This is a genomic window from Paenibacillus sp. 1A_MP2, from assembly GCF_052244825.1.
Taxonomy (GTDB): domain Bacteria; phylum Bacillota; class Bacilli; order Paenibacillales; family Paenibacillaceae; genus Paenibacillus; species Paenibacillus vandeheii.
Genome location: NZ_JBQQCS010000001.1, coordinates 4,944,557 through 4,969,290 on the forward strand (window position 1 = coordinate 4,944,557; position 24,734 = coordinate 4,969,290).

Annotated in this window: 12 protein-coding genes and 1 pseudogene; 1 reads left to right on the top strand and 12 read right to left on the bottom strand. The window is 48.2% G+C overall.

Annotated elements, in window-relative coordinates; all coding sequences use genetic code 11:
* Positions 1–18: 18 nt before the first annotated feature.
* Positions 19–975 (bottom strand): ABC transporter permease, encoded by a 957-nt coding sequence (locus ACTWJ7_RS24090; protein ID WP_024629283.1) that lies wholly within the window; start codon positions 973–975, stop codon positions 19–21.
* A gap of 222 nt (positions 976–1,197) precedes the next feature.
* Here ACTWJ7_RS24090 and ACTWJ7_RS24095 point away from each other — a divergent pair, with 222 nt between their 5' ends.
* Positions 1,198–2,955, top strand: coding sequence for a cache domain-containing sensor histidine kinase (locus ACTWJ7_RS24095; protein ID WP_052016514.1), 1,758 nt, complete (start codon positions 1,198–1,200; stop codon positions 2,953–2,955).
* A 65-nt stretch (positions 2,956–3,020) separates the two neighbouring features.
* Here ACTWJ7_RS24095 and ACTWJ7_RS24100 read toward each other — a convergent pair.
* The 11 genes and pseudogenes from ACTWJ7_RS24100 to ACTWJ7_RS24150 form a co-directional block, all read right to left on the bottom strand.
* Positions 3,021–5,140, bottom strand: a pseudogene (locus tag ACTWJ7_RS24100) (alpha-galactosidase).
* 168 nt (positions 5,141–5,308) lie between these two features.
* Positions 5,309–8,983, bottom strand: coding sequence for an S-layer homology domain-containing protein (locus ACTWJ7_RS24105; RefSeq protein WP_443145949.1), 3,675 nt, complete (start codon positions 8,981–8,983; stop codon positions 5,309–5,311).
* A 65-nt stretch (positions 8,984–9,048) separates the two neighbouring features.
* On the bottom strand, positions 9,049–9,948 hold the full coding sequence (locus ACTWJ7_RS24110; RefSeq protein ID WP_443145950.1) for a carbohydrate-binding protein: 900 nt from the start codon (positions 9,946–9,948) through the stop codon (positions 9,049–9,051).
* Between the two features lie 297 nt (positions 9,949–10,245).
* On the bottom strand, positions 10,246–11,778 hold the full coding sequence (locus ACTWJ7_RS24115; protein WP_301879360.1) for a response regulator: 1,533 nt from the start codon (positions 11,776–11,778) through the stop codon (positions 10,246–10,248).
* A gap of 105 nt (positions 11,779–11,883) precedes the next feature.
* The gene (locus tag ACTWJ7_RS24120) at positions 11,884–14,208 is read right to left on the bottom strand and encodes a glycoside hydrolase family 95 protein (RefSeq protein WP_443145951.1); all 2,325 of its coding nucleotides are present in this window, start codon (positions 14,206–14,208) and stop codon (positions 11,884–11,886) included.
* 170 nt (positions 14,209–14,378) lie between these two features.
* Entirely contained in the window at positions 14,379–16,430 is a 2,052-nt protein-coding gene (locus tag ACTWJ7_RS24125; protein ID WP_301879364.1) for an alpha-galactosidase, read from the bottom strand.
* Positions 16,431–16,617: 187 nt separating this feature from the next.
* Entirely contained in the window at positions 16,618–19,002 is a 2,385-nt protein-coding gene (locus ACTWJ7_RS24130; RefSeq protein WP_301879365.1) for a glycoside hydrolase family 95 protein, read from the bottom strand.
* A 33-nt stretch (positions 19,003–19,035) separates the two neighbouring features.
* Entirely contained in the window at positions 19,036–20,850 is a 1,815-nt protein-coding gene (locus tag ACTWJ7_RS24135) for an alpha-1,3-galactosidase-related protein (protein ID WP_301879367.1), read from the bottom strand.
* A gap of 28 nt (positions 20,851–20,878) precedes the next feature.
* Positions 20,879–22,522 carry an extracellular solute-binding protein gene (locus tag ACTWJ7_RS24140; protein WP_094937746.1) on the bottom strand — a complete coding sequence of 548 codons (1,644 nt, stop codon included), beginning with the start codon at positions 22,520–22,522 and terminating at the stop codon, positions 20,879–20,881.
* 98 nt (positions 22,523–22,620) lie between these two features.
* Positions 22,621–23,520 carry a carbohydrate ABC transporter permease gene (locus ACTWJ7_RS24145; protein WP_024629273.1) on the bottom strand — a complete coding sequence of 300 codons (900 nt, stop codon included), beginning with the start codon at positions 23,518–23,520 and terminating at the stop codon, positions 22,621–22,623.
* A 15-nt stretch (positions 23,521–23,535) separates the two neighbouring features.
* A complete protein-coding gene (locus tag ACTWJ7_RS24150) occupies positions 23,536–24,420 on the bottom strand; it encodes an ABC transporter permease (protein WP_143805411.1) in 885 nt (294 codons plus the stop codon).
* Positions 24,421–24,734: the final 314 nt, after the last annotated feature.

A 24,734-nucleotide genomic window follows, 5' to 3' on the forward strand; every position in this document is an offset into this window, starting at 1 on the left:
CCCCTCTGTCTTTTATAGTTAGAACAACGCCTGATCGTTCACTTTTCTGGAAATCCGGTTCACGATGAGGACAAGAATAAAGGCAACAACGGATTTGAACATTCCCACAGCAGCCCCGTAAGAGAACATGCTGTTCTGTAGTCCGTATTTGTAGGCATAAATATCAATAACTTCGGAGTATTCAAGCACCGTATTATTTTGCAGCAGGTATTGCTGTTCAAATCCTGCATTCAAAATGCCTCCGACCGCGAGAATAGCCAATATGACAATGGTAGGGCGCATGGAAGGCAGCGTAATATGCCACATTTGCTTAAATCGGCTCGCTCCGTCCACCCTTGCTGCTTCGTAGAGCTCCGGATTAATGGAAGCGATTGCGGCGAGATACATAATGGCGCTAAAACCCATCTCTTTCCACATGTTCGACAGTGCGATAATCCACCAGAATAGAGGCCCGTTCTGCAAAAATGCGACCGGTTCTTTGACAACGCCCAGCAGAACCAGAATATTGTTAAGCATTCCATCTGAAGCCAGCAGCGTAATTACAATGTTGGCTGCAATAACCCATGAGATAAAATGCGGCAGATAAGAAACCGTCTGTACAAAGCGCTTGAAAAATCCCTGTCTCGCTTCATTCAGCACAAGCGCGAGAATGATCGGCGCAGGAAATCCGAAGAACAGGGTCAGCAGGCTTGTTGCAAGCGTGTTACGCATAACCCGATAGAAATCTCCTGTTGTAAAGAAATACTCAAACCACTGGAAACCTACAAATTCGGCATGGAAGAACTGATGAAAAAACGATCCTCCACCCGGCTGATAATTCGTAAACGCCATATACAGTCCAAACATCGGACCATAGGAAAATAGCAATGTCGCAATGAAGGCAGGAAGCATAAGCACGAATAACCATTTTTGCTCTTTAAGTCTGCTTATCAGATTATTGCTCCTGACTGTTTTGATTGCGCTTACCTTATGCATTAAACACCCTCCCTTTTTCTATACAGCAGCATGGCCGGCCATATCTTGATTCAACTTCTCTCCTATTTATCATAAATTTGACGCAGATCGCATGCCATAGTCGAATTCTCCGAAAGATACCGCTTTTTAAAGATGTTTGGTGCAAAGAGAGGATTGGATTTCCATAATCACTCTGCTATGATGAACTGTGCAACGAATAATCAGTCAAGAGAGGGCTTCCCGATGCGCCAATTCTATCGAAAATACATATACATGCCTTTTGTTAACCTGAGCTTTCGTTCCAAATTATTTATGGTATTTGTACTAGTCACCATCATTCCGATGATGCTATTGGTTTATTTTTCGTATGAACTTACCAAAACGAAACTTACCGAGCAAATCTACATCAACATGACGAACTCAACCGCTCAGATCACTAAAAATCTGGAGAATAAACTGGACAGCTACGAACATATTTCTGCTTCCATTTATTTGGATAACCGCCTTGCCAATTACCTTACGAACGAATATCAGGATGATCCTTCCTATTTGGATGTCTATAATTACATTGGCAATCGAATTGACACCGTGATGGCTGCCTACCCTGATTTTGATAGCGCATTCATTTATTCAGACAATCTATCGCTGCCCAAAGACAATTATTATATCAGGCCAATTACACCCGAAGTTGAAAACACGGAACTGTTCCACAAGTTAAAACAATCCTACGGGAACATTATTCATCTCTCATCGCCACAGACAGAGAATGGTCCTGCCATGTTTACGCTCGCCCGGCTACTGAACAACAATAGTAATCAGTACCCCTACGGGATGCTGGTCTTTCAAATTTCCGAGTCTGTCATCTATTCTCTCATGGAAAAAGAAGCAGGCGGCAAAGACATCTTTATCATAAACGACAAGGGCATTATTCTGTCTTCAGCGGACAAGCAGTTGATCAACACAAGCCTGCCCAAGCTACTTCATCAGAATTTTGATGAGACGCCTTCAGGCAGATTTGATACAACGTATCAAGGGGTGAAGGCTCTAGCGGTGTATAACACGCTCAAAAATGGCTGGAAAACGGTGTCCATCTTTCCTTATGACAGTATTATCAAGGATGCCAAATCTCTCTCTCAGCTTATTATCAAAATTTCACTGGGCTTCATTGGCGTGGCCTTGCTGCTCATCTATATTACCGCCTCGCTGTTCAGCAAACGCATCAGGACATTAATTCGGATGATTCGGCGCATTGAACGGGGGGATTTCAACCCTACCCATGAGGAACAAATGGGCAGTGATGAGATCGGACAGCTTCACTTTGCATTCGAACAGATGACAACCCGGTTGAAAAGTTTGGTTACAGAGGTCTACCAGAAAGAACTGCAGAGCAAGGAAGCCGAGCTTGACCTGCTTCAAGCTCAGATCAATCCTCATTTTCTGTATAATACACTCGGCTCGATCTCCTCTCTGGCCGTAAAGCATCAGGATCCTCAGATTCAGGATATGGTTCTTCATCTGGCCAAGTTCTATCGGATATCCCTGAATAAAGGAAAGAGCATCCTGACCATCAATGAGGAATTGAAGCTGACGCAGAGCTATAATGCCATTCAGCTTATTCGGTTTAAGGGCAAGCTGAATATCATCTACACGATCGATCAATCGATCCTGCCTTACTCCACCGTGAAGCTTGCGTTACAGCCTTTTGTAGAGAATGCTGTGATTCATGCACTTTGGAATCAGGATCGGCCCCTGAATATCCATATCAAGGGCGTCATTGAGAATCATAGTATCGTCTTATCTGTCATAGATGACGGAATGGGCATGCGGCGTGAGACGCTTCAGTCTTTGTTTGAAGAGAAAGAAGGAAGAGGCTATGGCATTTCGAATGTGGATCGGCGGATTAAGCTGAAATTCGGTGAATACTACGGTGTTAAAGTGTATAGCAAACTAGGCATGGGAACCACGGTCCAGATCCGTCTGCCTCAAAAAGAGATTCAATAAAAAGGAGTGCAATGCTGCCACGATTGGCTTGCAAAGCACTCCTTTTAAACCATGCTATAGAGTTATTACACCTGCTCACGGATACGATACACCAAGCTGTCGAAATCGCCGCGTAGGGGCAGTTCTACTCCGATGTTCATCAGCGCACGCCCACTGGCCGATAACCCCAGCTCTTCAATGAGATAACTCTTGTCAGCCTGAAGCCCTGCCAAACGCAGTCTTGGTAACGGTTCACCCAGCTTCTGCGAGTGAAGAAAAGCGAACAGCACATGATCACTTCCTTCCGTATTGCTGTACTGGACAGCTGTAACCCCTTTATGACGAAGCGCAGTCAGACGGAACTGTCTGCCGAACTGGACCAGGTGGCGAATGCCTTTGTACTGACCAATGAATTCCCTGGACTGCTCAATCCATTCATCACTCCACTCGTTCAGATTGGAACCAATACCAAGCGTGCCCATCATGGCACTGTGGAAACGATATTTCAGGGAGACGTTTCTGCCATTCATTCCTGTAGGCGACTCGGTTACCCAACAGGTCATCATACGTGGTGCATACGTATACGAGAAGCCTTCCTGAATGCTCAGACGGTCGAACGCATCCGTATTGTCACTCGGCCAGGACTGGTCGGCATAACGGAAGATACCCAGATCAATCCGGGAACCCCTCCCGCGCAAGTCTCAAACTCCACATTCGGGAACTTGGCTCGCAGCTGTGACCAGATATCATACAGGCTCTGGACATGCCTTACCCATACTTCTTTCTGGCGGTTAATGGGGTGATCCTTCATACCCGGCTCCGTGATGGTCCGGTTCATGTCCCATTTAATGAACTTGATCTCATGATTGCCCAGCAGTTCGGTCATAAAATCAATAATGTATTGCTTGACCTCCGGCTTGGAAATGTTCAGCAGCAGTTGATTGCGAAGCTCCGTACGGCCCCGGGTCTCAAAATGATATACCCAGTCTGGATGCGCTCTGTAGAGATCACTATCCGGGTTGACCGACTCCGGCTCCACCCATATGCCAAATTCCATCCCAAGTCCGTGAACCCGGTCAATCAGCTCCACAAGACCGTTCGGGAACTTCTCCTTGTTCACGTTCCAGTCGCCTAACCCCGCACGGTCGGAATGCCGCTGCCCGAACCAGCCGTCATCCACGACGAACAGCTCCACACCCATCTTGGCCGCCCGCTCGGCAAGCGCCATTTGGTCCTGTGCGTTCACATCGAAGTAGGTAGCTTCCCAGGAGTTGTACAGCACTTTCCCGAATTCACTGCGCGGCAGTATGTAATCATATTGGTACTGATGCAAGCGGTGGCTCATGCCGCCAAAGCCTTCAGGGCTAAATCCGCCAACAAAGACAGGCGTCTCGAACGTTTCCCCTGCACCCAGCAGCCATTCATTGTCAAAATCATTGATACCGCCCGTTACCCGGACATGTGTGAACGGCGTTTTCTCGGCAACAATCTTCCAGTTGCCGCTCCAGGCGAGAGCGCCAAACCATACCCCGCCGCCGCTTTCTGTCGAAAGACCGTCATCAATAGCAAACCAGGGGTTGGCATGACCGTCGGTGAAACCTCTCCGTGATTCAAGCACCTTTTTCCCCTCAGTCAAAACGGTATTGCGCAGTTGGAATTCACCCGACCATTTACCCGTAACATGCGTCAGGCGATAATCCTGGAGATAGGGCAGGGTCCAGGCTGCGGATTGCATGCTTTCCAGCACGATAGCTTCCTGTCCCGTATTTACGATATTCGTATAACGCTCCACCAGGTCGAATTCCGGGATGACCCGATATACCAGCTGCGTTTCAAGTGCATACACCTGATCCTTCATTGTGACAATCAGCGTCTGTCTGCCTTCGTGCTCAATGATCTCGTGACGGTCATACCTTACTTGAAGATCGCGGACACCATCAGGCATACGCAGTTTCAGAGATGGCTCTGTGTAAGATGCGCCTCCCCAGAAGCTATACTCTTCTACCTCTCCTTCGACTTCTGCATCAAAAGAGCTATGGGATTGTAGATGGAGCAACGGAGCGCTGTCTTCAATTTCCACCGGGACTCCCCAATATAGATGCTGGAGATGTTCTCTCTCATTAATTCCAAAAATATAGGACGAGTTCTTCATCTGTATTGCAAATATACGTTGTTGTTCATTATATTGAATCGTCAAGTTTATCATCCTTTCGAGCTCCTGTTACCCTCGTGCTGTGTATTGTGAACATACATATTATTGTAGGAAGCAGGAGTTATATTAGCCATATCGCATTCTTACAATCCATAGGGGAAATCATCTGTCATTTCAAAGTGATGAAAATAAGGCTGCGATGTCCCTTCGCAGCCTCATAGCTTACTTCAAAATCAGGTTGTAGATGACCTGAGCCGCTTCTGCACGGGAAGCAATCCCTTGAGGTACAAACTGCCCCTGTCTTTGTCCTTGAACCAGACCCAATCGGGCTGCATCTTGTACCGAAGCAGTGGCCCATGAAGAAACCTGATTCATGTCGGTAAACAAGATGTCTGTAGAACCAACAGGCATTTTTCCAACATTCAGTTCATATGCCTTCATCAGCATCACCGTGATCTCCTCACGGGTAATCTGAGCGTCCGGCTCAAACCTGACTTCGCTTCTACCGTTTACAATACCAGCTTGGGTAGCAATTGAGATGGGTTCCTTGTACCAGGCATCTGTCGCCACATCTGTAAAGTACACTTCCCCTGCTATGGTCAGTCCCAGGGAATGAACGAGCATGGCGGTGAATTCGGCGCGGGTGATTGCACGTCCTGGCTCAAATTGATCCTCGTTTGTGCCATCAACAAACAGCTTAGCCGCTAATTCCTTGATGACAGAGCTGGCCCAATGATTGGCCGGAACATCAGCAAACGTCCGATTCAGTTCCAGAACAGCATACTTGCTGAAGTGGCTCACTTTAGTCGTTAATACACCATTCGTATAATCCGATTTTAGAAATTCAAGTTTTCCATTTTCGTTGATATAATAAATTCCTCCCTGCGTAGGCTCGAAGCCTTCAGCTGCTCCCAGACTCAGCGTAATTGGATGATCAAACGCAGAGAGTGTTTCGGTTGTACCTGATTTTGTTGTAGCTGAAAGGCTGAATTCATAGATTTCTCCCTTAAGGGAAACCGGTGCCCGGGAAGATGCATCCACTTCAGCGATGACCTCCTTGGCCTTGCTGTCAAGCGGAATCATTTTCAGGGAAAGCGTACTATCTTCCTGTTGCCCCGCTGGTAGTTTGCTCAGTAGCTGCTGGAACAAACTCGCAGGGATTTGCAGAGTTAGCTTGCCTGATTTCACTTCCAATGTATGGTTGCCGAGCTGACGTAAGACAGCCGATGACAGTTGCAGCTCCTGAGTACCCGCTTGGATGTCCACAACGGCTTTCCCTGCCCCACTGTCCCCTTTCAGCATATCGGCTGTAATGACGAGTTTTACTGTATCGTTCTCCGGAGTCGCGCTGTTGCCGGAGTTTCCGCTAGTATTATTGGTATTTCCATTGTTGCCAGAATTGCCTGAATTACCTGGGTTACCTGGGTTACCTGGGTTACCTGGATTGCCTGGGTTGCCTGGGTTACCTGGATTGCCTGGGTTGCCTGGGTTTCCCGGATTTTCCGGGGTGACTGGTTTCTCGGTCAATTTAACCAACTTCGATTCAGCCGGTCCCAGCGAGATGGACCATGAACCCGTAGCTGACGAAGATTCACCTGTCCACAAGTCTTTTAACGTGTAGGATTTGGAATCATTCAACCCGGCACGACCCAACAAAATCGTTTTGTTCGCTGAATTATTGGCGCTGTAATTAAATACGGCAAGGTAATAATCATTGCCGTCCTTCAGAACAAACGTATCTGCGGCGTTTGCATTCGTATTCCCTTCAAGCGGCTTGAATACTTTTCCTTTCAGCGCCACCTGGAGAACATCCGTGTTATTGTACAATGCCGTCATGTACTCCTGTGCCTTGGGATCATTCACATCATCGGAATCCAGCATCACCGTACCGGCAATCACACCGGAATTCACCCGGCTACGGGCTTCCTCCAGACTTGATGCACTGCTTAATGCCAGATGATCAGGGTCTGTATAGGAATAGATCGTCCCATTTTGCCAGAAGCCATATGTCAATGAATTAAGCATGTACTCTGTCTCATTGATTTTGCCATAGGTGTCACAGGAGATCCGTCTGCTGTGCGCGTACTGACTTGGAAAGATCGGTGCAATGGACGCACTAATAAACATTTTTCCGTCCAATCGCTCTTCGACGTAACGCATTCCTTCATTGTATGCCTGGATTCCTGTCGTCACGTTAGTGTCATAGTGTTGGCCTTCCAGTGAGCCATGGGTCAGGAAATCCAGTTTGATGAATGTGAATCCAAGTGTTTTGAACTTATCCAGAAAATAATTCATGCGCATTTGACTCCCCGGATGTGTCACATCCAGTGCATATGCCCCATCCAGCGTAGGCAGAGGTTTCCCCTTAGCATCCTTGAGTACAATATCACCATACGTATATTTCCCGTTGGTACCATCTACCGTTTGGCTCATATCGTTGCCCCAGTATACAAATGGTCCCCAATAGATGCCCGCATGCTGACCATTGTCCTTAATTACAGATACGGCTTGGGCAAGCTCTGCATCACTCAGATTATCCCAGTAGGAATCCATATTAATGAATACATTGCCGTTATTATTGAACTTCTTCAGGCTGTTCTTAAAATAATTGGACACATCTACTACATTCTGATACGAAAGGCTGCTGTCATAAGCGCCCCAACTATTCCATCCAACCGGAACACCTTGCGGCAATTCCGGATTCAAGGCCAGAGGAGGCGTGATGATCGCATTCGCTTTACCGTATTCTTCAAGTCCTGTACGATAATCACTGAAAGCACCTACCATAATCAGTGGTGAAGACAGTTCAGTACCGGTCAGGCTGCCATGGGACTGGGTATCGCGGGTAACATCACTCGCTGCACCACCATACACAGCGAATTCATTCAGACGATTAGCAGAACCTTTCCAATCAATACCCGTCTTCCATGTGTCATGGGTTACTGAACCGATCACCAGACCGTTACGAGTCGAGTTATTGAATACCGTCGTCATTTCGTAACTGGTATCCGCCCGGTTCATCGTTTGAGATTTGTAGCGAATCCAGGCATCATTGTCAAAAGGTACTGTCAGTACTCGATTATCTGAGCTGACGCCAATATCTACACCGCCCGTATTTTTCACCGTAATTGGTGACATATAATTGCTCTGGATCTCCGTGTCACTGAGGGCATCCAGACGGTTGAGGAAATACGACTTATCTTCATAAAACCGATAGACCTGCTTCAGCGTTGGTTTGCCAGTGGAAGTATGAACAAAAGTCAGCTCAACGCCTTTGCCGAATCCATCCTCAATCTCCACTGGTGCTCCACCGCTCGCATGATTCTCATACCCTTTGGTTTCCACAAGGCTCTCACCAAGTTTAATGCTACTAAAGATGCCCCGCATCTTCTGTCCATCTGCCCAGCTGTAACCGGCAAATCCGGTTTGGGTGTTATAAGACACTTCGTATTGTTCGTTCGACACCAAGAGGCCATAGGTATAATCGGTTACCGTGATATCCCCGTAACGTTGCGAGTCACCCGGTGTTCCGAGATCATCATCTCCTTCACCCGGATTTTCAGGTTCTGTCTCTATCGCAGGCTCTACGATAATCCGGTCCAGATCGGGAGAATAGCCATTGTTATCTGAAAAAGTAATCGTATTCTCGCCCTCAGTTAAGGGGAGTGTAAGGTCATAAGTACCTACCGTATCCCAATCCGTTGTTTTGGGCAGGTCATGGAATTGCTCTTCTCCACTATTTGCGTGGACATAGAAGCTCCGAGGATCACCGGAAAAATAAGCTACCTTAACGCGGTAATCCCCTGTCATCGGGGCTATAATCGTATTGAACGTCAAGGAGCTCCCGCCATTCAAATAGCCAACCTTTTTGCCACCTGAAGCATTGGAACTGTCCATTACACGCGCTTCACCAGTCAGCGTATTGTCCGAATCTTCGGCTTCATAGCTGATTGTATACGGGATTACTTCAATTCGGTCAAAATCGGGGAGTACCCATCATGATCCGAAAATGTGATGGTATTAACACCCTTATGAAGGGAAGCTTCCACATCATACATGCCTACTGTATTCCAGCTTGCTGTTTTGGGCAGATCAATCATCTCAGCCGTGTCATTGTTCACCTGCATATAGACTGGTCGCTGATCACCAGAAATATATGATATTCGGATCAAATATGTACCCTCTGCCGGTACAGTGACGTTCGTAAATTGCAGTGAACTGTTTTTGTTCAAATCGGTTACTTTCTTCCCACCTGAACTAACGCTGCTGTCTACCACCTTGGCATTGCCTTTCAAAATATTATCAGCTGCTTCTGCCTCAATGATTACACCATGCTGATTTTTCTTCCAGTCGTCTCCGCCTCCTTCTCCCGGTTGACCTCTGTCCAAACCGCGAATCACAATCTTGTCGATGTCGGGAGAATACCAGTTGTTGTCATCGATCAGAATGGTATTGGTACCCGCGTTCAACGGAAGGGTCACATCAACCATTCCCACCGTATCCCAATCGACTGTCTTGGGCGGTTCTTCAAATTGCTTCTCCCCGCCGTTCGCGCTAATATTGAATGGCCGCGAATCACCTGAAATGTAATAAACGGAGATCTTATAATTTCCTGCCTCACTTACAGTAACATTGTTAAATTGCAAGGAACTGCCTTGGTACATGCCTCCGACCTTCTTGCCGCCCGAAGCCGTCGGGCTATCAGTGATTGTCGCATTGCCGAGCAAAATATTCCCCTCGGCCTCAGCTTCATAGGTATTCGTATCATCGGCGTGAGCCGTTCGAGCGAACTGGCCCCCGCTAACTACCAAGCAAATAATGATAAAGAATACAAATCCTTTTTTCATAATTTGTCCCAACATAACATGCCTCCATTTTCTTTTGGTTGAGTTAGGTCTCCATATGCCTATTCCTGTAGTGGTTCACAGCTATCATCTGTAATCGCTTTCATAAAGAGCTGCCAAATCCCCTCTCTCCTCCTTCCTTTCCTATATGCCTAATTGTAAAAAGGAGGAGGGGATGTTCCATACCACAATGTTATTATTCATACAGGAAAGCCTCTTTCATTTGCCCTATCATAGGTTAGTAAGAGGGAGCCTACCCAAATCATGTTCAGGAAAAATCGGAGGATCATTATCTTTACCTGACAGCCTGCATCATCATATACTTTTCCTGTATTCGTTAGGTGTTACACCTTGTGTCTTTAGGAATAGAGAAATAAAATAGGACGTACTCTCATAGCCCACATTCTGCGCGATATCATGAATCTTGAGCGAGCCATCTGCCAGCAGCTCCCTGGCTTTATCCAGTCTGATACGTGTCAGATAATCGTGGATTGTCATCCCTGTTTTTTCCTTAAAAATGGATCTCAAATAGTTTGGTGACAAGTATACCTGATCAGACAGACTGTTGATGGTAATCGGCTGATTGTAATTCTGGTCGATGAGGGTGCGGACCTTGTGAATCAGTTTGGCATTTTTGTCCATAAACCGCTCACCCAGCATGCTCACGGCATCTTCCGCAGTACCGAGAATCAGATCCTCGATCTCATGCAGAGTCAGCGCATTATAGATGGAATGATACAGCTCCGCCCGCTTCGGAACAGGCTTATGAAGCTGCTCCAGCAGCTCATTAACGAGATCTATAGACCAGTCGCAGATGATTTTTTTCTTGACTCGCAGTGTCGCCAATCCCTCAATATACCCGTGCAGCTTCTGCGCGGCCCATTCAAAATCCAGGCGGTTAATGGCCTCAAACCATTCCTTTTGTTCAAATGGGGGCATATGCTCCGTATAAAACTGATTCGAAAGCGTCTCCGCATGAATAATCGTACCTGTACCTTCATAGAAACGCTCGTTCAAAACGATACGCGTCTGTTCGTACAGACAGTGAATATGGGATAACTCGGCTTCTTGTCCCCCTACAGCTGCCGTCACCGTAAAGTCCAGGGCACTACGGATAGCCTCAGCCAAGTCTTCCCACGCGTAGTGTCCCGGCTGCTGGGCCGCTTCCATAAATACACCGGTCTCCCCTTCCTTGTAATCCACAAAGGTCGCTCTCAGGTTCTTCGCCATGAAGAAATGATCAAGAAAAGACACCAGCCGAGCTGTGCAATCCTCCAGACTTTGCTGTTCCCCTTCGGCCTCCTTGGGATCGATACTGAACAAGGCCATTGCATATCGGGTGGTTTCCGGCTGACGAGTTAGACGGCTGAAACCAAGCGCGAGATCGATAGCCCGATCCGCATCTTTTTCGTAAGATAACTCCTTCAGGATGTTGGCTTTGGCCGCCTCCAAGGAACGGTTTTTAATTACAACTTCCTCACAACGCTGTTTCACTTTGTTGATAACGCTTTCAATTTCATTTAGATCGAGCGGCTTTAGCATATATCCCACAGCTCCTACGTTAATAGCCGATTTTACATATTGAAATTCATCGTGTCCGGTCAGAAACATCACCTGGATCGAGTCAAAGCTCTCTTGTATCTTTCTCGCCAGATCAATACCGTTCATCATCGGCATCTGTACATCCGTAAGGACGATATCAGGCTGGGTGGCCTCGATCTTCTCCAAGGCCTCCCTGCCGTTGGTCGCTGTTCCCATAATATAGATACCCATCTCTTCCCAGCGGATATAATCCCTCATCATCTCAAGTTCCAGTTCTTCATCGTCCACCAAAAAAATACTATACATCAACGTCCCCTCCCTTTTGTCTCTTTCTGTCTCTATTATATGTTTTTCCCCCGTGGGACCATGGTCCGTATAAATGAAAGTTATTTTCAAGTATAGATCGTTATTTTACCAACTCCAGCTCGCTATTGAAATAGTAACTTTCACCTGCTTCTGCATGAAGGATCGTTCTCTGTTCGCCCAACAAATCGTGAACGTTCCCGGTGAGAAAGTGTGAATGGTCGTAGATATCAGCTTTCCATTGTCCCAGACAGCGTCTACCTCTGCATTTCCTTTCGCTCTCAGCCCCGTTATCGAGCCTGTGCTCCAAGCCAGCGGGAGCGCTGGCAACAGATGAATCTCGCCTGCATAACTTTGCAGCAGCATCTCCGCAATGACAGCTGTACCGCCGAAATTCCCATCAACGACAAAGATATTGCTCTCTGCTCCGGCAATGCCTGATTTGGAATAGGTAAACAGATTGTCGAAGCACAAGCCGCCAATCAAGTGTGAAAGCTGTTTATAGGCCATCTGCCCATCATGCAGCCTTGCAAAACCCAGGCCAAACAGGGCAGCTGTAAACTCGACATCCTCCAGCTCTTCCTGAAGCATGCGGTTCTCCAGAGTTACACGCGCTGCCGCACTGAGTTCCGGTGTCCGGTCTGGTGTAATCTGACTGTCTGGATACAGAGCGTACATATGGGATAAATGTCGATGCTCCGGCTGTACCTCCTCGTAATCCTCCAGCCATTCCTGAAGCTGGCCTTTCTTACCGATCTGTAGAGGTGGCAGCTTGCTGATGGCTTCCTCCAGCTCCCTTCCCCAATCCTCATTTCTATCCAGAAGCCTTGCTGAAGTGAGGCAGAATTCAAAGAGCCGGCGCACCAGTATCTGGTCCATTGTCGTACCCATGGACAGCTGCTGGGCACCCTCTCTCGAATGACCAGGATAGAAATGATTCTCCGGCGAATTGGAGGGACCCGTCACCAGCCAACCGTTCCGAGGATGCTCACACATGTAGTCCAGATAGAATTTCGCGGATTCTTTAAGTACAGGATAGGCCACATTCTCAAGGAAAACATGATCCTGACTGTACTCATAATGCTCAATCAGGTGTGTAGCCAGCCATAATCCGCCTGTAACATTCAGCCCCCAGGAAGTCTCCCATCCAGGCAACGTAAAGCCCCATACATTGGAGAAGACGTGCGCGACCCATCCGTCGCATCCATATAAATTACGTGCCGTTTCCCTGCCGGCTTGTGCCAGATCCTCAACATACCGAAGTAACGGAAAATGGCTCTCCCCCAGATTCGTAATCTCTGTGGGGTAATAATTCATCTGAGTATTCACATCAAGATGATAATCACAACTCCAGCCCATTCGGCACGCTTCACCGTCATTCCAGATTCCCTGGAGATGCAGTGGCAGCGGAGAGTTCTCGCGAGAGCCCGCAATAGTCAGATACCGTCCATATTGAAGAAACAAGGCGAATAACTGTGGATCTTCATCCCCGCCACCCTGTTCCAACAAATGAATGCGCTGATCTGTAGTCAGATCGGATTTCCCTTTGGCCCCTAACTGAATATCTACCTTGTCATATTGCTCGCTGTAGTCTTGGATATGATCCTCTCTCAGCAAGGCATACCCCTTGTTTAAAGCCTTCATCAGCGTATCCTCGTTCTCCGTTACCCAATCCTGATCTGTACGTCGATAATCTGTACTTACACTGAAATAAATCCATGCCTCATCCGCTTCGGTCACGGTCAATCGACCCTCTCCACTGGCGATGGTCCCCCCGGAAACAACCATCTTCACCAACCCCTTGGCCCATACGCCGCAAGTCCCATCACTATGTACATTTTCCGTCGCCTGACCTTGGAATTCGAGCGTGTTGTCATTTAAGGCGACAACCTTGAATGATTCCGTGCCTCCTTCCAAACCAAGCGTGAAGGACATGCTACCTGGCGTATCGCTCCACATTCTGGAGGCCACTATATCATCAGTGTGGGAAGCAAAAACTTCACGAAGAGTCGTGGTCTCGTCATCCTTCCAGAACGCCCCGGCAAGCGCTTGGGTCAGATCCAGCTCTCGTTGAAAGCTACCGCCCTCATCAGAACCCAAATCCTTCTTCTCAAATTCAATAACAACATCACATAATCCAAGATTAGTACCGAAATTACGCTTCGTTGGCTGTAAATGCTGCTTGGCAAGACGATCTCCTCCAGCATAATCGCCAGCGAAGAAATAACCGCGCATCTCTTCCAGAGCAGCCTTGCCTCCTCCGGAAGGGTGCTCCGGGTCAATCTGACCCGACCAATAGGTGACCTCGCTCATTTTCCATACCTCACGATGCGATGACGCCATAACAACTGCCCCTATTCTTCCATTGCCCAGCGGCAAGCCTTGAGACCAATCCGCTGCAGGGGTTGAATACCACAAAGTAAAATCGTTCATATCATATCCTCCAGTCCAAAATGATTATCTTACAAATAGACTCATATGCGGTCCAGTTCATTTCCAAAACAGACAAACGCGCGATCTGTGAGATACAAAGCGCGCGTTTGACTTGTTTTTATTCTAAAACCGAATCACAGCTCTGAATTGCCAATTCGCCCAGATCAGTTTCACTTCACAGTCAATCTGAAGACTTTGGATTCTGCGGGTTCCAGTGAGACTGCAAGCTCTCCAGACGTTTCCCCTTGGGAGCCTTCCCACAGATCTTGTAAGCTGTATACGGCATTGGCGTTTAGTCCGGCCCGCTCCAGCGAGACAGACTTCACCGCAGCTTGGGCAGCATCAAAGTTGAAGACAGCCAGATAAAAGCTCTTCTCTTCCGGCGATTCAAGGACAAACACGTCAGAAGACAGCTTCCCAAGATCGCCTTCGACTGGACGGAAGGTTCTACCCATACGAGCGACATTCAGAATATCCTTGTTACCAAGCCACGCTCTTGCTCGTTCAGCAGCATCCTCTTTGCGGAAGTCGTCCCCGAGAAGAAGCACCGTACCGGCAATAACTGAAGCGGTCAGGCGGCTGCGCCCTTCATGCCAGCCGGTGGCTTCCTGGTTAAAGCTCTTGTACAACACGGAATGGTCAGGATCATTGTAGCGATACAGCGTATTGCTCATCCACCAGCCGTGTGTCAGCGAGTTCAGCAGATATTCCGTATCCGCAAGTGTACCGAAGACATCACAGGAAATACGGCGGCTGTGGGCAAAAGCATATGGAAATAATGGCGCGATGGACAAGTTAATGAAAAACGGCCGACCGATTACTTCTGGCGAAAGCTTATGCTGTAAATAAGACATGCCATAGTGATAAGCCGCGATCCCTGTTGTAATATCCGGATTGTGGTGCTGTCCTTCCAGTGAGCCATGCGCCAAGAAATCCAGTTTGATATATTCGAAACCTTCCGAGATGAATTTGTCCGTGAACCAGTCGATTCTTTGCAGGTTGCCAGGATGTGTCGGGTCAATGGCCAGACCGCCGTCCACATCCGGCAGGATCTCGCCCTCACTGTCACGAAGCAGAATGTCTCCATAGGTATATTTTCCGTTCGTTCCTTCGACTGCCTGACCGAACTGATCAGGTCCACCCCAGAAGGCAAATGGAGTCCAGTACGTGCCCGCTCGATGTCCGTTTTGCCGCACCCGCTCCAGTGCATTCTTCATTTCTTCCGGTGTAAAATTGTCCCAGAACGCATCAAAATTGATGTATAACGTATCCTCATTCTGGAATCCAAGCGGCTGCACTTCATTTTTCAGAAAATCGCTGGTCGCTGTATACAGATCATAGTCCAAATCACTCATGGCCGCAGACCAGCTGTTCCATCCGATCGGCACACCGCCCTCCCAAGGCAATTGAGCCTCAATCCAGGTATTGGCCTGACCGTAGGCTTCGAGACCTTCACGGTAATCCTCATAGAAACCGATGAAAACGAAGGGAGATTCCACTCTTCTGCCTTTCACATAACCGTGAGGCTGGGAATCGCGAGTCAATTCACTCACAGCACCGCCGTACAGATCAATTGCCTCGATACGTCCACTTTGTTCGCTTTGCATACAAATCCCTGTTTTCCATACTTTATGCGTAAGGGAACCCATCACGATTCCCCGACGGCTGTCGGGCGCAAACAAGGCTGTTGCCTCGTAGCTCTCTACATCCAGCGGTGGCTTGACCACCGTATATCTGACCCATTTATCGTTATCAAACGGTACACGCAAAATGCTCGGTTCATCCTGGCCGGATTCTCCACCGAGGGATACGGCTTTGGACTGAATGACAGCCATGCGGTTCGCCTTAAGCTCTTCATCGCTGACAATAGCGGTTTGCACCAATACAAACGGTGAGGATTCGTACATATAGAAATGTTGCTCCAGTTGCGGCAGTATCGATGTTTTATGCAGAACGACCAAGTGGATACCTTTTCCAAAACCCTCCCGAACAATTGCATCCTGTGTCGTCAGTTCATGGCTCTGATAATGGTCCGTGCTGTATTCACGTCCCTGCCAGCGAAAAGCGCTGCGAATGCCCTTCACATGGGATGAATTGCTGGCAATGCAGGCTGCTTCCCCGTTACCCAGATCAATCTCCAGGCTTAGGTGTCCGTTCGTCGCGCGGATATAGGTGTCACTCTGTTGCTGCACTTGTACAGATGTATCGCTAGTTAGCATCATATGCCTCCTTATTGTTGCATGCTGTAACTTGTAGTGGGCCCATGCTCATGCGATGTGATGGCGGGTTACCACATGTCAAATGTCCGCCCACCCAAGTCTGCCCTCATTATAGGGACAGAATAGAGCGTTTTCCATGCAACGATCTTCCGATCCATATCGCGATTTAACACATCTTCATCCTACTGTTTTATAACTCCTCGTCAGACGTAATGTCGTACGTCTGTCCGGCAGAAGTCAGGAAACTTACGGTATTCGCATCATTACGTAGAGTCTCAATCACGACGCCGTCCAAGGTTACGAGAATCCGGGAATTACACCGGAGCACACAGTCTGTGCCTTGCAGAGAAGTGATCTTCGCTTCCGCAAGCTGCCCCTTGTCCCACCGGATGTCTACTTCAAATCCACCGCGTGCACGAAGTCCTTCCACACTTCCCTGCTGCCATGCATCCGGCAATGCGGGAAGCAGCTCCAAATATGGACGATGCGATTGCAGAAGCATCTCGGCAATGCCCGCAGATGCTGCAAAGTTGCCATCAATCTGAAATGGCGGATGTGCACCGAGCAGATTGGCATAAACGCCGCCGTGGTTGTACTGTTCCGAACTTCCATCCTTGACCAATCGAAGCATGTTGGAGAGCAGACGCAAGGATCGATTGCCATCCCGGAAGCGGCTCCACAGAGCTACTCTCCAGCCCAGGCTCCAGCCTGTGCTCTCGTCTCCGCGACGTTCCAGTGAGGTCCTGGCAGCAGCAAACAGCTCTGGTGTCTCCTCTTCGGACAACTGTCTTCCTGGATACACGCCTACCAGATGCGAGGTATGCCGATGGTACGTATCCTCGTCCTCGAAGTCCTTCGACCACTCCTGCAATTGGCCGTATTTGCCGACCTGAAGTGGCAATAGCCGCTCGCGAGTATGCTTCAGCTCTTCCCTGAAATCCTGATCCATTCCAAGCAGCTCGGAGGATTCGATGCAGTTCGTGAACAACTCCCAGATCAGCGAGATGTCCATGGTAGAGCCCGGACTTACCGCAGCTACACCTTCTACTGTCCTGAATTTATGCTCCGGCGAAGTGGACGGCGAAGTCACAAGGCTGCCGCTACCATCCTCAATAAGCCAGTCCAGCGCGAAGAGGGCTGCCTCCTTCATCACAGGATAGGCGGAATCCCGCAAATATGCTTCATCTCCGCTAAAGGCATAGTGCTCCCACAAATGCTGGGTCAGCCAGATGCCTCCCATCGGCCAATACGCCCAGCTTGGATCGCCGTCTCCATAATCGCCAACCGGTGCAGTCTGTCCCCACAGATCCGTATTGTGATGGGCTGTCCAGCCGCGTGTGCCATAGTTGACCCGAGCTGTCTCGGCTCCGTTTTTCGCCAAATTGCCTATCATGTCCAACAGCGGCTCGTGGCATTCTGCCAAATTGCAAATTTCAGCTGGCCAATAGTTCATTTCGGTATTGATGTTCAGCGTGTAATTGCTGCTCCAAGGAGGACGGGTTAACACATTCCATATCCCCTGGAGATTCGCGGCCTGCGTTCCAGGACGTGAGCTAGAGATGAGCAAATAGCGTCCATAATGAAAGAGCAGTTCCACAAGCCCTTGATCTTCTGCCCCAAAAGTCGTAATTCGCTGCTCAGTGGACATTTGCTCCGAAGCAGGCGATTGTCCAAGGTGAAGTTTGACCCGATCGAACAGCAATCGATAATCCGCAATATGGGAGTCACGGAGTCCGATGTATGATTTGTTTGCTGCCTTTTTCAGTATGGAGCCAGCAATCAGGGAGGCATCTTTCCCTTCAATTCCCGGAATTTTGTGAATCCCATTAAAGCTAGTAGCCGCACTGAAATAAAAGGTTGCCGTCGTTGCACCCAACACATGAATTCCGCTGCCATCCACCGTTACCTGTCCATCCTCTGCCGTTACGGCTAACTGTCCTTCAAAAGTCATGCCCTTGTTATCGCCGGGTTCACCATATCGGATAGGATCATTGCTTGTCACATAGCTGGGGTCTACATGCTCCGGAGCTGTTCCTGCCAGAACAACTCTTTCTTCCTGCACTGAAATTGTGTGACGAAGCGGACTGTCCAGCGTGGCATGCACATTCAGCGCTCCCGCAACACTAGCGGTAAGATGCAGCACGAGCACTTGATCGGGATGAGAAGCAAACATTTCACGGGTATACCGCACATTGCCAACCTGATATTCAAGGCTGTGCAGTGCATGTTCCACATCCAGCGAACGTTTGTAGGAATGATGGATACCCCCATGGTCAAAACGGAGGAGCAAATCCCCAAAAGGAAGATACGATTGGGTGTACGGTCCCAGCATTCCTTTCGTTAAGGCATCCGCCTCCGTATAACGGCCCTCTTGTATCAGCTTGCGGACCTGAGGCAGAATATCCTTAGCGCCAGGGTTATTGCTTTCCTTTGGATATCCAGACCATAAGGTGTCCTCGTTCAGGCTGACTTTCTCCAGCTCCACTCCGCCGAATATCATGCCGCCCAGACGGCCGTTTCCGATGGGAAGCCCTTCTGTCCATACGTCTGCCGGTGTATCATATTGTAATTTCATGTTCTCTCTCCCTCCCAATGACTCATTCAAAAATTAATCAGACACCTTTACTGCACTACTGATCGTATTGTCCGCTATGTCTACCTCACTGCATGCGATTAAATGGGTTACCTCTTCTATGCGGGGTAATTCCCCCACTTCGTGCATGGATAGAATTTCATTCGACTTAAAGATTAGCCCGCCAGTACATTTGGCGCTTAGAACCGGTATATCGCAGTCGGTTTCAAACTGATTGTTCCGAACAGTGACTTGTCGGTGAACTGGAGCGCTCGCATCCACGTCCACGTTCTCCGGGGAAATGAAGATCACAGGATGTTCCCCGCTGCCACACTCGACAAAACGGTTACCCGTAATAGTCACATCGTCCACCCGTCCAGACTCATACCAGGATTCAGCGTCTACGGCGATGAGAATGGCATTCATGTGAATCCGTTCAAAGGTATTGCCGACAATAGCGACTTTGCGCCGCGTCGTCACAAGGATGCCGCGCGTGGGCACCCGGGCAAAGTGATTATTTATAATGTCGACTTCAGGCGTCCACGTCACATTCTCGATCACATCATGCCTGCCAATGCCATCCGGCACCGGATGGACTAGCGTCAACAGCAGCTCACGCGGATTCAGCCTCACGACGTCAAGCACTTCATTAGCTCCATAGGTAGTAAGGGAACCGGAACGAACAAATTCAATTTTGTCTCCTGGATAAAACCCTGGAAGTCCATATGTTTGAGGATGCATAAAGCGAACCTTCACGGAATTCTCGGCTGTCTGTTCTATGATTCGCAGGTAGGTGCCATGAACATTGACAGGATCATCATGCGAACCGGAAAAACGGCTCTCTTCTACCTTCACCTTGCCCCGGCAGCTGGACATATGGATAAAATCCGCAAAACCAGCAACGGTTCTTCCCGTTTCCGAACGTGGAGACAGGTCCAACCTGCGGAAGGTGAGATTTTCGCTGAATTGACCTACAATACCAAGTCCATGCAGAAAATGCAGGCCGACATCAGTAAAAGTAACATTCGAACTTTGAGTAATAAATACACCTACCTGATCCCTAATGCCATCGCGGTTCTGCAAGACATGACCCGGAACCACCATCGGTTGATGATCGAAATGAAGACGTACCTTCATCGGTTCGAGCTCTTCGACAGACTTGGCCTTTTCCAACCAGTTGTCCATTCTCCAGGTCGTATTCCGCACCGGGTCAAAGGTCTGCATGGGGCCTTCTGTGAAGCTCCAGCCCTCTCCGACCCAGGTCAGTCTACCATCCTGAATTTCATAGCGAGAATGGGGATGAACCTCGGTATCGAAGAAATCGTTGCCACATCCAACAATCTTCATCTCGGTTACCGTTGGTCGGTCATAATCGGTATGTAGATTACGTATCAACACATGTGAACAGCCGTCTAACAGGAACATGGTCTGCTTGCCATGAAAAATAAACAGGGAGCCGTTGCCCTCTATTGTGAACTGATCCAGATCCTTCAGCAAAATACCAATAGTCCTCGTTATATCAGCGTTTTCTTCCTCACTGGCTGTATTCGAAATATAATAGGGCGCTCGAATCGCCTCTTTCGGGTAGAAATGATACGTACCTTTCGCACATTCCAGCACAACGGGACCAGCAATTTGGGCCGCAGCCTGAATCGCACGGGCCATGGCCGGCTGGGTATCCAGCCCCGAGTCTGGCTGGGTGCCGTAGTCGGTCAATCTAACAATGGTGGAATTCACAGTTGTGCCATGTTCAGTAGAATGAATAAGTATCCCGCCCTTCTTTTTTGTTTCTCCGTTATTAAAACTGGGATTCTCCTTAAATACAAGGAAATCAGGTGCCGGCTCTATCATAAGCACCTGATTTCGATTTGTATCTTGATTACTGGGTCACATCATAGGCCTTTTGCAAGATTTCCAAATAACGGTCAAGCTTCAGATTCTGCAGACCTTTAACATAAGCGTCCCAGTCCTTATTCAGATCCTTGTTACCTGTGATGAATTGCAGTTCATTTTGCTCGATATAATTTCTAATATTGGTTTGCAGCAAGCTGGCTTCGTCAATTTCATTTGGATCAATCCAGACGGACCAGATAGGGAACAGCTCTTTGGGCTCATGCCCTTCATACAACAGCGATGCGTCATATAATCTGCGCTCATAACCATTGGATGCATAAATATCTGTGCCCTGAACGAAAGTATCGCGATATTCTTTGGGCATATAGAAGTGAGCCATACCACTCCAACCTGCATTACGCGGTGCTTCACCTTCAGCCATCGGAATTTGTTTGACTACAGGTTTAACGTCTTTCCCCAGTGCCACATCGCCGTCCACCGGATCAGTCCAGTCAATTCCCTTCATGCCACTTGCACCATTCGTTTGGCCTTCTGGTGTGAACATGTAGTCAACCATTTTGATCAGAGCAATTTGCGCTTCTTCACTGGCCTTGTTCGTGATTACAAACTTCGCTCCCGGAGATACACCGCCCGCATCATGCGTCGCATAGGACACACCCTGTGGTCCAGAAATCGGTGGCAGCGGGTTATAGTGTGCCGAGCGAGTGTTGCCTTCATCGATGTTTACGAAGATCGCGGGATGCATGGCTGCACCAGCACCCAGAATTTCTGCATCGGCATTTTCACCGATTTTTTTGAAAGCTTCTGCGTTTTGTGTGAAGGCACCAGGGTCAATCAGACCTGCATCAAAGAGGGACTTGATGTAAGTCAATCCTTCCTTCCATTCTGGTGTAATTGCCGCAGATTGAACTTTTCCATTTTCCATTTGCAGATAGTTTCTGTCATCATCATAGACAAATGCGTTCATCAGGAACGGAATAATCCGTACGCCGAACTCCTCTATGGAACCACTCAGCGGTACCTCATCAGCTTTGCCGTTTCCGTTCGGGTCCTGTGTTTTGAATGCTTGCAGCACGTTTTTGAATTCTTCGGTAGTCTTTGGCATTTCCAGATTCAGCTTTTTGAGCCATTCGGTATTCATCCACATCTTGCTCGGGTAGGAGCAGTGGAAACATTCCGTATACGCAACCAGTCCATAGATATTGCCATCAGGTGCTGTATTAAGCGTTTTCAAATTAGGGTTCTTCTCCATGGCCGCTTTGATGTTGGGCGCATATTGATCAATGAGATCATTCAAAGGAACGAGCACCCCCTGCTTGCCATACTTCAGAAGATCAGCCTGAGAGAACTGGTCTATATAGTGAGTAAGCAGATAGGCATCAGGATAGTCGCCGCTTGCCAGTGAGATTTGCCGCTTTTCCTTGGCCCCGTCCGAAGGATTAATCTCCCAATTAAATTTGATATTAAATTTGTCTTCCACAAATGCAGTGAATTTATTGGTCGGAATATCAATGCTAGAGTCCTGAACCGCAAACACGCTGATATTCACCTTGCCGCCCTCTTCTGAGCTCCCCGACTGTGCAGTGGATGAGCTGCCATTGGAACACCCGCTCATGACAACTGTGAATGCCATTACCAGCATCATTAGCGTTACCATACTTTTCTTCAAATCTGATCACTCCCTTTTGTAGTTTACCAGTTTGAAACGATGAACCCTTGCGTATGAACGCTCTATATCTTTTATTCTCCATACACCAAAACCAAAGATCAACCCTTAACGGAACCGACCAGCATCCCCTGTACAAAATGACGCTGTACAAATGGATAGATGACGAGTACAGGCAAAGTGGCGACCACAATTAACGAATATTTTAACAGTTCAGTAAGCTGCTGTCTTTCCACCATTTTCGCCACGTCCATGGCGCCCGAACCGTTGTTTTGAATGATGATACTTCGCAAGATGAGTTGCAGCGGGAACAGATCTGCCGATTTGAGATAGATTAAGGCATCAAAGTACGCATTCCACTGCCCCACTGCATACATGAGAACCAGCACGGCGATGATCGGCTTCGATAACGGGAGTACAACACTCCAGATGAACCGCATATCACTGCAGCCGTCAATTTCACTGGCTTCGAGAAGCTCCCCGGGAATAGAGGATTGAAAGAACGAGCGGGCAATAATCACCTGCCATACCCAGATAGCGTTTGGAATCAGTAGGGCCCAACGCGTGTCAATCAGATGAAGCTGCTTTACCACCATATAGGTGGGGATCAGCCCGCCACTGAAAATCATGGTGAAGGTGATGATCATCATCAGGGTGTTCCTGCCGAAAAAGGTTTTGCGTGACAACGGATAGGCAATCATGATGGTCAACGCTACGCTGATCAGCGTACCCGCCACCGTATAGAAAATGGAGTTACCGTAGCCGATTAGAATTTCAGGTGTATTGAATAGTGCCTTGTAGCCGTTGAAGGAAATATCTACGGGCCAGAGCCATACCCGACCGGAAGTTACTGCTGCCGGGCTGCTGATGGAGCTGCTGACGATAAAGATCAGCGGATAAATGACCACCAGTGCCACGATACTGAGCAAAATATAGATAGTAACCAGGAACGTTTTGTCCGCAGCGGACTCTTTAATCTTTGTTTGAACGGTTGCAGCCATAGGTGAACTCCTTTCCTACCAAATGCTATTCTTAGTAACTCTCTTTGCCAGACCATTCACCGTAACCAGTAAGACCAGATTGATCAGTGAGTTGAACAGCCCCACCGCAGTCGCAAAGCTATAGTTGGCATTCAATAAACCGACGCGATAGACATAGGTTGCAATGATTTCAGAATTGGCCAGATTGAGCGGATTCTGCAGCAGATAGACTTTCTCGAAACCAATTGCCATCACATTCCCGACATTCAGAATCAGAATGATGACAATGGTTGGCACAAGCCCTGGCAGATCCACGTGACGGATTTTTTGAAAACGCGAGGCTCCATCCACTTTGGCCGCTTCGTACAATGTGGGATCAATTCCCGCAAGGGCTGCCAAATATATAACCGCACTATAGCCCGCAGTCTGCCAAATGTCGGACCAGACATAGATCGAACGGAACATGCCCGGCTCACCCAGAAAATTCACGGAATCCAGTCCAAAGAAATTCATGGCGATGTTTACAAAGCCAAGCCGCGGTGCCAGAAACAGCATAATCATGGACACCATCACGACCGTTGAGATGAAATAGGGAGCAAAGGATACAAGCTGGACAAACTTCTTGAACTTGGCTCCGCGTACCTCGTTAATCATGAGTGCGAGTACAATCGGAATTGGAAATCCGGCCAGCACTAAATAACCGCTCAGCAAAATGGTGTTCTTTACAAGGGTCCAGAATAATGGGTTCTCAAAGAACAGACGAAAGTTTTGAAAACCAACCCAATCACTTCCCCATATTCCCTTGATGACGTTATAGTCCTTAAAGGCAAGAACCGCATTGATCATCGGATAATACTTGAAGATGAGAAAAAATAGCAAGGGCGGAATCACCAGCAGATGTAACTGCCAGTGCTTCATCATTCTTTTGCGGACATTGGTCAGAAAACCAGGTCCCTTTGGCTGTGTTGTTGTCTTGTGATTCAATACGATTTCCTTCTCCAGAACAATCCCCCTTACCAGCTGTCTGTGATGCGCTAATTTTGGTAGCGCTTTCTTAGATCTGATCATAGTCGATTTTGACGTCCCATAAACAGGTACACCTCCTCCGTTTAACGTACAGTTATCCCGCTTTTGGGGGCACAAATCCGCAGCACGACAGCCATTTTTCCATTATGGAGACATATTTCGTAAAAAAAGACCGCATTGTCCGGAACACGGACAACACAGCCTTAGGG

What these genes read in the sequence shown, in the direction of transcription:
- ACTWJ7_RS24090 (WP_024629283.1), bottom strand. Translation starts at nt 975, where the DNA reads ATGCATAAGGTAAGCGCAATCAAAACAGTCAGGAGCAATAATCTGATA.
- ACTWJ7_RS24095 (WP_052016514.1), top strand. Translation starts at nt 1,198, where the DNA reads ATGCGCCAATTCTATCGAAAATACATATACATGCCTTTTGTTAACCTG.
- ACTWJ7_RS24105 (WP_443145949.1), bottom strand. Translation starts at nt 8,983, where the DNA reads ATGGACAGTTCCAATGCTTCAGGTGGCAAAAAGGTTGGCTATTTGAAT.
- ACTWJ7_RS24110 (WP_443145950.1), bottom strand. Translation starts at nt 9,948, where the DNA reads ATGTTGGGACAAATTATGAAAAAAGGATTTGTATTCTTTATCATTATT.
- ACTWJ7_RS24115 (WP_301879360.1), bottom strand. Translation starts at nt 11,778, where the DNA reads ATGTATAGTATTTTTTTGGTGGACGATGAAGAACTGGAACTTGAGATG.
- ACTWJ7_RS24120 (WP_443145951.1), bottom strand. Translation starts at nt 14,208, where the DNA reads ATGAACGATTTTACTTTGTGGTATTCAACCCCTGCAGCGGATTGGTCT.
- ACTWJ7_RS24125 (WP_301879364.1), bottom strand. Translation starts at nt 16,430, where the DNA reads ATGATGCTAACTAGCGATACATCTGTACAAGTGCAGCAACAGAGTGAC.
- ACTWJ7_RS24130 (WP_301879365.1), bottom strand. Translation starts at nt 19,002, where the DNA reads ATGAAATTACAATATGATACACCGGCAGACGTATGGACAGAAGGGCTT.
- ACTWJ7_RS24135 (WP_301879367.1), bottom strand. Translation starts at nt 20,850, where the DNA reads ATGATAGAGCCGGCACCTGATTTCCTTGTATTTAAGGAGAATCCCAGT.
- ACTWJ7_RS24145 (WP_024629273.1), bottom strand. Translation starts at nt 23,520, where the DNA reads ATGGCTGCAACCGTTCAAACAAAGATTAAAGAGTCCGCTGCGGACAAA.
- ACTWJ7_RS24150 (WP_143805411.1), bottom strand. Translation starts at nt 24,420, where the DNA reads ATGATGAAGCACTGGCAGTTACATCTGCTGGTGATTCCGCCCTTGCTA.